This window comes from Mesorhizobium sp. M0139, from assembly GCF_040322455.1.
Lineage (GTDB): Bacteria > Pseudomonadota > Alphaproteobacteria > Rhizobiales > Rhizobiaceae > Mesorhizobium.
The window spans coordinates 478,742-490,564 of sequence record NZ_JAMYTN010000002.1 but is presented as its reverse complement, the minus strand read 5'-3'; the positions used below and the strand labels follow the sequence as shown (position 1 = coordinate 490,564).

The 11,823-nt window shown below is 62.6% G+C and carries 9 protein-coding genes; 4 read left to right on the top strand and 5 right to left on the bottom strand.

What is annotated here, in order from left to right:
* Window positions 1-340 precede the first annotated feature (340 nt).
* Window positions 341-1,531, bottom strand: a complete 1,191-nt coding sequence (locus NKJ58_RS05015) for an aq_1923 C-terminal domain (protein WP_023697470.1) — start codon at window positions 1,529-1,531, stop codon at window positions 341-343.
* Between the two features lie 405 nt (window positions 1,532-1,936).
* On the opposite strand from NKJ58_RS05015, the gene parC reads away from it, so the two are divergent.
* Together parC and NKJ58_RS05005 are read left to right on the top strand one after the other, a co-directional pair.
* The gene (gene parC, locus NKJ58_RS05010) at window positions 1,937-4,189 is read left to right on the top strand and encodes a DNA topoisomerase IV subunit A (RefSeq protein WP_023694915.1); all 2,253 of its coding nucleotides are present in this window, start codon (window positions 1,937-1,939) and stop codon (window positions 4,187-4,189) included.
* 280 nt (window positions 4,190-4,469) lie between these two features.
* Entirely contained in the window at window positions 4,470-5,684 is a 1,215-nt protein-coding gene (locus NKJ58_RS05005) for an AI-2E family transporter (protein ID WP_023682419.1), read from the top strand.
* Here NKJ58_RS05005 and NKJ58_RS05000 read toward each other — a convergent pair.
* The 3 genes from NKJ58_RS05000 to NKJ58_RS04990 form a co-directional block, all read right to left on the bottom strand.
* Window positions 5,672-6,568: a DMT family transporter gene (locus NKJ58_RS05000; protein WP_352852847.1), complete on the bottom strand. Its 897-nt coding sequence runs from the start codon at window positions 6,566-6,568 to the stop codon at window positions 5,672-5,674. The two genes, NKJ58_RS05005 and NKJ58_RS05000, sit on opposite strands and share 13 nt — an antisense overlap.
* Before the next feature lie 119 nt (window positions 6,569-6,687).
* Entirely contained in the window at window positions 6,688-7,452 is a 765-nt protein-coding gene (locus NKJ58_RS04995) for an arginyltransferase (protein ID WP_023682417.1), read from the bottom strand.
* Between the two features lie 139 nt (window positions 7,453-7,591).
* Window positions 7,592-8,062 (bottom strand): RDD family protein, encoded by a 471-nt coding sequence (locus NKJ58_RS04990; protein ID WP_023673020.1) that lies wholly within the window; start codon window positions 8,060-8,062, stop codon window positions 7,592-7,594.
* A 190-nt stretch (window positions 8,063-8,252) separates the two neighbouring features.
* Between NKJ58_RS04990 and sthA the strand changes: the two genes are divergently transcribed.
* Window positions 8,253-9,641, top strand: coding sequence for a Si-specific NAD(P)(+) transhydrogenase (gene sthA / locus NKJ58_RS04985; RefSeq protein ID WP_023682415.1), 1,389 nt, complete (start codon window positions 8,253-8,255; stop codon window positions 9,639-9,641).
* A gap of 57 nt (window positions 9,642-9,698) precedes the next feature.
* Here sthA and NKJ58_RS04980 read toward each other — a convergent pair whose 3' ends face one another.
* A complete protein-coding gene (locus NKJ58_RS04980; protein ID WP_352519968.1) occupies window positions 9,699-10,370 on the bottom strand; it encodes an alpha/beta hydrolase in 672 nt (223 codons plus the stop codon).
* A gap of 217 nt (window positions 10,371-10,587) precedes the next feature.
* Between NKJ58_RS04980 and NKJ58_RS04975 the strand changes: the two genes are divergently transcribed.
* On the top strand, window positions 10,588-11,823 hold the full coding sequence (locus NKJ58_RS04975; RefSeq protein ID WP_023700562.1) for an OpgC family protein: 1,236 nt from the start codon (window positions 10,588-10,590) through the stop codon (window positions 11,821-11,823).

Here is an 11,823-nt window from a genome sequence, read left to right as displayed (position 1 = left end):
TCCATGCCCACCCGCTCGGCATCATCGACACACGGCACATGAAGCTTGTCCGCCGCAGCGCCGCGCCAACCAATCCGCTTGGCGCTGCGGCGGACACATAGGGGGAGAGAAGTGTCACCTATGTATCCGGTTCAAAGTGTTACCCATCTATCGGCTGGACATCGGCAGGACAATGAGGGGCAGCACGCATGCAGGCGATTGGCGAACGGCCTTAGCAGTTGGCGCCTTCTGACAATCGGTTCAGCATCGAACTACAATTTGCAGGCGTTGGCGCCGCCCCTCATCCGCCTGCCGGCACCTTCTCCCCGTATAGTGACGGGGAGAAGGGGGCGAACTTCGATCAGTCTTCGTTGGCCTTGACGTGGACGCCCAGCGTCTTGGTCAGGTCGGCCGGGTTGGACATGGCGCCGGCCATGATCAGCGCGAACGGCACCGCTGCGGGCGGCTCGGCCGAAATCTCGAGGCTCTTCGGATCGTCGAGATACTTGCTCACCGCGGCCGTCACTTCGGCGGTCAGTTCGGGATTGTTGAGCTGCGCCATGCCGAACGGCACGATCGCCTTGGCCTGGTTGGCGATGTCCTTGCCCGACATGCCCTGCTGCTTGCCGACATACTCAAGCACTTTGCCGGTGAGCGAATCGTCGTCGAAGCGGATCGATGCGCTGTTGAAGGAGAGCTGCTGCAATAGTCCGAGCAGGGCCATGCCTTGCGCCGAATTGTCGGCGCCTTCCGGCTGCGCCGCCATCTTCTTCTGCATCTCCTGCAGCGACTTGACGAAGTCGACCGTGTAGCCGCCGAGGCCGAAGGTCATGCCGAGCGTGCCGGCATTCTCGACCGAGATGTCGTATTTCGACAGGTCCATCTTGCCGTCGCTCGGCTGCCAGGTGCCGCCGATTTCGATATTGCCCGAGATGTTCTGGTAGCCGAGGGCCTCGATGGCTTCCTTGGATTTCGCATCGTCGACCAGGGTCAGGTCGGCGTTGAACTTTTCCGTGGTGGCGGAAAACTCCATCGCCTTGCCGTCGGCCGGCGGCGTGATCTGGACAGCAAGCCCATCCACCGAGAAGGCGGTCTTGTCGGCAACCTTGACCGTCAGGTTTTCGAGTTCGGCCGACTTGTAGATCATCATCGAGCCGAGCGGGCCTGTAGCGCCCTCAGCCGGGATGTTGGCGTCGTGGATGACGAAGGGGGTGAGGTTGAGCGTGACGCCGTCCTTGCTGTGCTCGAAGGCCGAAGTCGTGATGGTCGCGACATCGAAGCCGCCATTGGCTTCGGTCACGCCCTCGAGCTTGACGTCGCCGATCGGCAGCGCCTCCTTTTCGGCCGCCGGTTTGACCGACACGCCCTGCAGCACCATGCTGGAATTGTCGCCGGTAACGCCGGTCCAGGTGATATCGACGCCCTGGACGGCAAGTGCGGCCTTCAGTCGGTCGGCAACCGCCGTGTCTTGCGCAAAGGCGGCATTCAGCGGCAGCGTCAGCAAAAAGGTCGAAAAAGCAAGTTTCTTGAGTGTCGAACGTTGGATTGTCATCGCGAGTTCCCTGAGAGAGTCCTGAAAAAAGTGTTTTCTCAATTCTACGCCATCACCATTCCGTGACGAACTGGACGGGAAAAAGGCGCCTTCCCGCAGATTTGTCGAAAATCACGGCGAAAGGCAAATCGGAGCGGGAGCCTTCGCCCGATGCGGTGAATATGTCATGAAGGTCGGGCTCCCCTGCGTACCGTCTCCTGCCTTAGAGAGGGCGTGTAACAGATTGATGTTGGTTGGCAACAGCACTGCTACCGTTGCTGTTGCACAGGGACGGCAAGGGGGAACATGAAGTCCGTCACATCCATTGTCGGACCTTGAGCCGCCCTCGTAAGCCCAAAGGCTGCAAAGTGCGGATTTCCGCAGCCCCGCCTTGCCGCGAATCACCCGCTCGGCTAGTCCAGCCGCATGGGAAAAAGGATTTTGCCGCCTGAAAATGGCGGCGGTGACCACATCGAACCGGTCGATCTGAAGAAGGCGCTGGAAGAGCGCTATCTCGCCTATGCGCTCTCGACCATCATGCACCGGGCGCTGCCTGACGTGCGAGACGGGCTGAAGCCTGTGCATCGCCGCATCATGCATGCCATGCGGCTGCTCAGGCTCAACCCCGACCAGGGCTTTGCCAAATGCGCCCGCATCGTCGGCGACGTGATGGGCAAGTTCCATCCGCACGGCGACCAGTCGATCTACGACGCGCTGGTGCGCCTGGCGCAGGATTTCTCCATGCGCTATCCCCTCGTCGACGGGCAGGGCAATTTCGGCAATATCGACGGCGATAACGCCGCCGCCATGCGCTATACCGAGGCGCGCATGACCGAGGTGGCGAGCGATTTGCTTGCCGGCATCACCGAGGACGCCGTCGATTTCCGGCCGACCTACAATGAGGAGGATGAGGAGCCAGTGGTGCTCCCCGGCGCCTTCCCGAATCTGCTCGCCAACGGCTCCTCCGGCATTGCGGTCGGCATGGCGACGTCCATCCCGCCGCACAATGCCGCCGAGCTTTGCAACGCAGCGCTGCAGCTGATCGAGCAACCGGACGCGCCGGTGACAAAGCTGATGGAGTTCGTCCAGGGACCGGATTTCCCGACCGGCGGCATCATCGTCGACAGCCGCGCTTCCATCCTGGAGGCCTATGAGACCGGCCGCGGCGGTTTTCGCGTGCGCGCCAAATGGGGCCAGGAGGACCAGGGCAGGGGCACCTGGAGCATCGTCGTCACCGAAATCCCCTACGGCATCCAGAAGGCCAGGCTGATCGAAAAGATCGCCGAGCTTTTGATCGCGCGCAAATTGCCGCTGCTCGAGGATGTCAGGGATGAAAGCGCCGAGGACGTCCGCATTGTGCTGGTGCCGAAGAGCCGTTCAGTAGATCCCGGCATTCTGATGGAATCGCTGTTCAAGCTGACCGAGCTTGAAAGCCGCTTTCCCCTCAACATGAACGTTTTGTCGCGGGGCAAGGTGCCTAACGTCCTGTCGCTGAAGGGCGTGCTGAAGGAGTGGCTCGACCATCGCCGCGATGTGCTGATCCGCCGCTCGAAGCATCGGCTTGGCGAGATCGAGAAGCGGCTGGAAATCCTTGCCGGCTACCTGATCGCCTATTTGAACATCGACGAGGTCATCAGGATCATCCGCGAGGAGGATGAGCCCAAGCAGGTGATGATGGCCCGCTGGTCGCTCACCGACACCCAGGCCGAAGCCATCCTCAACATGCGGCTGCGCGCCTTGCGCAAGCTGGAAGAGTTCGAGATCCGCAAGGAGTTCGACGGTCTCACCACCGAAAAGAAGCAGATCGAGGCATTGCTGGCATCCGACGCCAAGCAATGGTCGACGATCAAATGGGAAGTCACGCAGGTTCGCGACAAGTTCGGCCCCGAGACCGAACTCGGCAAGCGCCGTACCCAGTTCGCCGACGCGCCGGAGCATGACCTGACCGACATTGCGCACGCCATGATCGAGCGCGAGCCGGTCACCGTGGTGGTCTCGGAAAAAGGCTGGCTGCGAGCGATGAAAGGCCATCTGGCCGACCATTCCACGCTCACCTTCAAGGAAGGCGACAGCCTCAAGCTCGCCTTCCATGCCCAGACCACCGACAAGATCCTGGTCTTCACCACCGGCGGCAAATTCTACACCATCGGCGCTGACCGGCTGCCAGGCGGCCGCGGCCATGGTGAACCGATCCGCATCATCGTCGACATGGACAACGACCAGGACATCGTCACCGCTTTCGTCCACGACCCGAAGCGCAAGCTGCTGCTCGTCTCCTACGATGCCAATGGTTTCGTCGTGCCGGAGGAGGAGGTCGTCGCCAACACCCGAAAGGGCAAGCAGGTGATGAACGTCAAGGCGCCCGACGAGGCCAAGGCCTGCGTCCCCGTGTCAGGCGATCATCTCGCCATTGTCGGCGAGAACCGCAAGATGCTGGTGTTTGCGCTCTCCGAAATTCCGGAGATGGGCCGCGGCAAGGGCGTTCGCCTGCAGAAATACAAGGATGGCGGTCTGCTCGACCTGAAACCCTTCACGCTGGCGAGCGGCCTGTCGTGGCAGGATTCCGCAGACCGCACCTTCGTCAGGTCGCGCGAGGAGCTGGCGGAATGGATCGGCGCGAGAGCGTCGGCCGGTCGCATGGTGCCGAAGGGATTCCCGCGGACCGGGAAATTTGGTTGAAGCTGCTGATCTCCCCCCAAGTGGGGGAGATGGCCGGCAGGCCAGAGGGGGGCGCTGTCCCGCCAGCGCATCAAATGGTCATGGCTCGCCACTCGGTCGCAACTCTTGGGTCTTCAATGTCGGGTGCCAGGCTGGCGATCCTTCGCGACCCCCTCTGGCCTGCCGGACATCTCCCCCACAAGGGGGGAGATTGGCAGCTTCACCAACCATTTGGACTATCGTCACGATTGCGGCACTATAACAGTGCATAAACGCTGTTAGGCCGGGGAGAATTGACCGTTTGAAGGAAGCGAAGATCCAGAAGCCTGAGCGTCAGCAGCGCCTGTTCGGCCTGTCGACTCCGTTGCGATCAGCTGTCATTCCTCCGCTGTCGGCGGCGCGCTGGCTGTTGGTGCTGATCGTCGCCGCCGGCGTTTATTTCTTCCACGGGTTCCTGTTTCCCGTGCTGGCAGCCCTCGTCATTGCTTTTGCCAGCTGGCCGCTCTACCGCCGGCTGCTTGCCGGTGTCGGCGGTAACCGCACCGTCGCCGCGACGCTCGCCATCCTATTCATCCTCGCCTTCCTGGTGGTGCCGATAGCGCTCGCCGGCACCTACGCCATCAACGAGGTCCGCGAATGGGTCGGCTGGGCGATCGAGACCAACAGGCACGGCGCGGTCACACCGCACTGGATCACCTCGCTGCCTGTCGTCGGCGAGTGGCTGAACGAACAGTGGATCGACAATTTCGGCCATCCCGGCGGCATCGGCGAGCTGATCCAGCTGGTCAGCGGCGCTAATATCGGCAGCATCTATCGCGGCGTGCTGGCTGCCGGCGGCAGCGCCTTCGGCCTGTTGCTGACGCTGCTGTTCATGATGATCGCGCTGTTCTTCGCCTACCGCGACGGCGAACACTTTGCCAGCCAGATCGACCGGCTCGGCGAACGCATCCTGCCGACGCGCTGGGAGCGGATTTCGCGCGTCGTGCCGGCGACCATTTCCTCGACCGTTACCGGCATGACCGTGATCGCCATCGGCGAGGGGCTGGTGCTCGGCATCGCCTACTGGCTGGCCGGGGTGCCGTCGCCGGTGACGCTGGGCGCATTGACCGGCGTGATGGCGCTGATCCCCGGTGGCGCGCCGCTGTCGTTTACGCTTGTGTCGATCTACCTCGCCGCCAGCGGCTCGCCGATGGCGGGTCTGGCGCTGTTCATCTGGGGCGCAGTGGAACTGTTCATCGTCGACAAGACCTTGCGCCCGAAGCTGGTCGGCGGGCCGATCAAGCTGCCCTTCCTGCCGACCTTTTTCGGCCTGATCGGCGGCGTAAAGACAATGGGCTTTCTCGGCCTGTTCATCGGCCCGGTGCTGATGGCGCTGCTCGTCGCGATCTGGCGCGAATGGCTGCGCGAGGTGGAACTGGCCGAAGACACCGTTCCCGACGCGGCGGCCGAGCTCGAAGGCGGGCCGCCGCAGATCGAGATTGTCGCCGGCCCGGCGAAGAAAAGTCAGGCTGGGTAAGCGACGGCGAGCGCTGCCCGGCGCTTGCGCCCTTCATGCAACTGCCACAGGGAATGGGCAACCAGCGTGACGATCAGGATCACGCCGCCGATCAAGCTGTTGCGCGACGGCGTCTCGGCAAAGATCATCCATATCCAGACCGGCGCCAAAACCGTTTCCAGGAGATAGAACATCGCCACTTCCGGGCCGGAAATGTATTTCGGCCCGTTGGCCAGGCAGAAGAAGGCGAACGGCATGATGACGGCGCCGTTGAAAATGATCCACCATGGCGCTTCCACCTGGAAACCGGTCCTGGAGACCATGAGCGCCGCCAGCCAGAACGGCAGCAGGACGCCGGTCAGCGCGGTGAATCCCATATCCCTGCCGCTGGCGCGTGAAACGGTGATGGCGCAGGCAATCGCCAAGGCCGAACACAGCGCCATCACATCGCCGAACAGATTTCCCGTGCCGACGGAATCGCCGACGATGATCGCGATGCCGACGATCATCAGCGCCATTGCCGCAACCGTCAGCGGCTGCGGTCGCTCCTTCAGAAACAGCCACGACAGCAGCGCCGAGAACATGGTGGAGAAGGCCAGGATGAAAACCAGATTGGCGGTCGAGGTGTTGTAGACGGCGGTGATGAAGGCGATTGCGCCGAGCCCGTAGAGTGTGGCGACCACGAGCCCCGACCAGCCGGGTATCAGCTGCGGAGCATTCTTGCTGAACGAGCGCCAGATGGCCCATACGATCAGCCCTGCCACGAAGGTGCAGCCGGTGCGCAGCAAAAGGATCGTCCAGGCTTCGCCATGGGCGAGCCGGATCAGGGGAATGTCGATGGTCAGCGCCAGCCCGCCAAGCGCGGTGAGCAGAAGTCCTTTGGTGTGGGCATTGTGAGAGGACATGCAACGGCTTTCGCAATGAGTTGAGCAGATGCCGGTCGGCGCAATCGCCCGCCAACGGGCGGAAGACCAGCATCGTCTCGGCTGAAAATGTTTAGATCAGGATCTGGTAAGAAGAAAAATCAGCGCGTGACCGCTTCGTGGTCGTAGCGTTCCCAGCCCTTCGGGCCGAGATGCTCCTGCGGCATGAAGCGCATTTTATAGTTCATCTTGCGCGAGCCGTTGACCCAGTAGCCGAGATAGACATGGGGCAAGCCCATGGCCCGGGCGCGGGCGATATGGTCGAGGATCATGAAGGTGCCGAGCGAGCGGTCCTCGAACTCGGGATTGAAGTAGGAATAGACCATCGACAGGCCATCGGCCATCTTGTCGGTCAGCGCCACGGCGATCAGCTCGCCCTGGCCCTTGCCGGTGATAAATGTGTCGGGGCCGCGGCGCCGGTATTCGATCACCTTGGTGTCAACATGGGTATCCTCGACCATCATGGCGTAATCGAGCACCGTCATGTCGGACATGCCGCCGCGGCGGTGGCGGGCGTCGAGATAGCCGCGAAACAGCGAATACTGCTCGGTCGACGGCTGCGCGTCGTGCATGGCGCCGATGAGATCGGAATTGCGCTGGATCACCCGCTTCATGTTGCGGCTGGCGGTGAACTCCTGCGCCAGGATGCGCACCGAGACGCAGGCGCGGCAGGTCTCGCAGGCGGGACGGTAAGCGATGTTCTGCGAGCGCCGGAAACCGCCTTGCGTCAACAGGTCGTTCATCTCCGGCGCCTTGTCGCCGACCAGATGCGTGAACACCTTGCGTTCGAACTGGCCCTCAAGATACGGACACGGCGATGGCGCGGTCAGGAAGAACTGCGGCGACTGGGTCGGATGGTGCGTCATCGAACCTTGGGAACACTCCTGCGAATCGCTCTACCTTTGGCTTGGCTGGCGAAAAATTCAACAGGATTGTGAAGGCGGGGTTGAACGGACCCCTTCACATTTGCGCACAAATGCCTGTTGGCGTCGGTTGAACGCCGGTTCAACGGTCGCTGCGGCTGACGACGGTGCCAAGCAGCAGGTCGTGCAGTGTGCGCTTGCGATCGGAAAACAGCGTCACCAGGAGGACGAGCGGCGTCAGGATGACCGTGCTCGCCCAGAACAGCACCGAATGGACAACGGCGGTGAGGCCGTCGATACGGCTGCCGTCGAGACGATCGAGCCGAATGCCCATCATCTTCATGCCTGATGTGGCCTGGTTGCGACCGCCCAGCGTGTTCCAGATGTAGAGAATGGCGACCGCCGGCACGAGGATGGAATACAGCGCCCAGCCAAGACCGAATGTCAAAAGGCCAAGCACGGCCACCAGGATCGCGAACGGAATGGTGAGCAGCGCCACGATGCAATAGTCGATGATGAAGGCCAGGATGCGCCGCGTGCGCACACCGTCATAGGCCCTGACGTCGTCGAGCCTGCTGGTGATGATTTCGCCGTCAAGTACGCGCGCGTTCATGTCATGTCCTCATAACAGGCGCCACGCTAGGGTGCGCCGCCACTGAAATGGTGAAGACCGCGGGCGGAATCAAGATCGGTTCGTCCATCGGTCCGGCTCGGCAGTGTGACGCGGTTGAGCCGATTGAATTTGGTGGACGGATGGCGTTAGCTTGCTGCGGCGCAACAAGACGCCGAGGGGACGGGGTTACATGGATTACGACATGCTGGTCATCGGCAGCGGCCCTTCCGGGCGCCGCGCCGCGGTGCAATCGGCCAAGCTCGGCAAATCGGTGCTGGTGGTCGACAGGGGCCGGCGCCTCGGCGGCGTCTCGGTGCACACCGGCACCATCCCGTCGAAGACGCTGCGCGAGACGGTGCTGAACCTGTCCGGCTGGCGCGAGCGGGGCTTTTACGGCCGCGGCTACCGGGTCAAGCAGGACATCTCCATCGCCGACCTGGTCGAGCGGCTGCACAAGACGCTCGACCACGAGGTCGAGGTGCTGCAGCACCAGTTTATGCGCAACGCCGTCAAAAGCGTGCGCGCCATGGCGAAATTCGTCGGCCCAAACAAGGTCAGCCTGACGGCAGACAATGGCGACTACTCGGAGGTTGGTTTCACCAATGCGCTGATCGCGGTCGGCACCAGGCCGCACCGGCCGCGCGACGTGCCTTTCGACAAGATCCGCGTCTTCGACAGCGATGAGATGCTGGAACTCGACCATCTGCCGCGCACGCTGACGGTGATCGGCGCCGGCGTCATCGGCGTTGAATATGCGACGATCTTTTCGGCGCTCGACGTGCCGGTGACGCTGGTGGAGCCGCGCAACACCATCCTCGATTTCGTCGACCGCGAGATCGTCGACGACTTCATCCACCAGATGCGCGACCGCGGCATGACCATTCGCCTCGGCAGTACGGTCAAGGAAATCGTCTCAAAACCCGACTATGCCGAAGTGACGCTCGCCGATGGCCGCACCATCCGCTCCGAGATCGTGCTTTACGCCGCCGGCCGCAGCGGCAATCTCGGCAGCCTCGGCCTCGACGTGGTCGGCATCGAGGCCGATTCCCGGGGCCGCATCAAGGTCGATCCGCAGACCTTCCAGACCAGTGCGCCCAACATCTATGCCACCGGCGACGTCATCGGTTTCCCCAGCCTTGCCTCGACATCGATGGAGCAGGGCAGGGTGGCCGCCTGCCACGCCTTCGGCGTGCAACTGCCACCGCCGCCGGAAACCTTCCCCTATGGCATCTACGCCGTGCCGGAAATCTCCACCGTTGGTCAGTCGGAGGAGCAGGTGCGCGAGAGCGGCGCTGCTTATGAAGTCGGTCTGGCGCGGTTCCGCGAAACCTCGCGCGGCCACATAATGGGCGTCAACTCCGGCTTTCTGAAACTGCTGTTCTCGGTCGAAACGCGCCGCCTGCTCGGCGCCCACATCGTCGGCGAAGGCGCCACCGAACTGATCCATATCGGCCAGGCGGTGATCAACCTCGGCGGCACGGTTGATTTCTTCGTCAACAACACCTTCAACTATCCGACGCTGGCCGAAGCCTACAAGATCGCCGGGCTCGATGCCTGGAACCGGATGGGACAGGGCTAGGCGACGAGCATCTGCTCAGCCGTTCCGCCGGGCGCCGATGCGGTCTACCAAGGTCTCTTAGCCTGCCTGGCGTGCGACCAATGCTGGTCCCGCCAGCCATTGCCGGACGATGGCGGCATCCGGGTCGCCGATTTCGTGACCTGAAGGCACGATGCGCGCATCGACCTCGGCGCCATGTTTGTTGAGCAGCCTCACCAGTGGCGGCGCAAACGGCCCGTAGGTCTCATCGGCGGCACCGGCGACAATCAGGACGCGCGTTCCGGTCAGATTGGTTGCCGGCGCATCGTCAAGCACGGGCATTGCTCTCAGCAACGCCGCTTTTCGGACGAGGCCGGAGTTGAGCAGCATCAGGCTGGAAACCAGATTGGCGCCGTTGGAATAGCCGAGGAAAGTCGCCCGGGCGAGGTCGAGCCCGTGGCGCTTTGCGGCCTCGCTTGCGAAGGCGGCAAAGGCCAATGTTTCGGCACGGATGCTCGCCTGTTCGAAACTGGTCGGCGTGATCCGCTCGAACCAGCGGAAGCCGTCTTCTTGGCGGATGCGGCCACGCACCGCGACCAGCGTGGCGTTGGGGGCGATCTGCCTCGCAATCGGCACCATCGTCGTTTCGTCGACACCCGATCCGTGCAGTAAAAACAGGCTCTCGCCGCCGGCATTCTCCGGCTTGAGGAGGCGGTAGGGAAACGCCAGATCCTGATGCAGAAAGGCGTTCTCGTCGCTATATCGATGCACGCTCATATCTCATTGATTTCACGGAGACATTGGTCCTTTGCCAGCTTCAAAACGGAATATTTTCACGCTCCGCGAAATGTGATTGCAACAGGCTCATTTCAGACCGTTTCTGCGCCGATATGCTCCCTGCGGGAGGAATCGAAGCGGTGTGCGCCGATGGTCGCATCCCGGCATGAACAACGCGAGCACCCTTGCTCTCCTTTGAGGCCTTTTGTCGATGACCCTGCCAGTTCCGCCCGATCGCGCCCCGCGTATCGCCGATCGCGCTCCGCGTATCGCCGATCGCGCTCCGCGTATCCCCGATCGCGACACGCGCATTGACGTGTTCCGTGCGCTCGCACTCCTGACCATCTATATCGACCACGTGCCGGGCACCGTCTTCGAAACGCTGACCTACAAGAATTTCGGATTCTCGGACGCGGCGGAAGCCTTCGTGCTGATTTCCGGCATGTCGGTCGCACTCGCATATGGCACCAAGTTCCAGCCGGGCGGCCGGCTGCTGGCGATGTTGAAGATGTGGCGCCGGGCCGGCGTGCTTTACAGCGCCCACATCGTCACCACCATGGTTGTGATGGCGTTGTTCTGCGCCGCGGCGGTGTTCGGCCGGCGGCCGGAACTGCTCAAGCTGATCAACATCGAGCCGCTGATGAAGAACACGCCGGAGGTCATGATCGGCATTGTCACGCTCGGCCACCAGCTTGGCTACAACAACATCCTGCCGGTCTATGCGGCGCTGCTGTTGATGGCGCCGCTCTTCCTGCTCTTCGTCAGCTACCGGCCGCTGCCGGCGCTGGTCTTTTCCGGCGCGCTGTGGCTCGTCGCCGGCCTCTGGCAGATCGCGCCGCCGAACTATCCCGAGCCCGGCTTCTGGTTCCTCAACCCGCTGTCCTGGCAATTCCTGTTCAACATCGGCCTTGCCGGCATGCTGCATGTCAGGCGCGGCGGCACAATTCCCGTCAATCGTTGGCTGGTGGGCGCCGCGGCGACCTATGTCGCGGCAGCGGCGGTCTGGGTGCACAGCCCGCTCTGGGGCGAGATAACGTGGTTTAACCTGCCCGTGGTGATCGGCGGCTTCGACAAGACGTTCCTGTCGCTGCCGCGGCTCCTGCACATATTGGCGGTGAGCTATCTGATCGTCGCCCTGCCGGCTTTCTCGAACCTGTTCCGTCTCAGCCCGGACCATCCGCTTGCCCTGCTCGGCAAGCGCTCCTTGCCGGTGTTCCTCGCCGGCACGCTGATCGCCATGGCGGCGCAGGTGATGAAGCTGATCAATCCGGGCGGCTTTGCCTATGACGTCTTGCTGATTTCGGCCGGCATCGCCATGCAATTCGCGCTCGCCTTCTATCTTGAGTGGCTGTCCGGCATCGGCTTGGGCAAAAAGCCGGTTCGCAAAGAAGCGCCAGCCGTTCACCAGACCTTCGGCATGCCCGCGATGCCAAGGCTAAGCCGATGA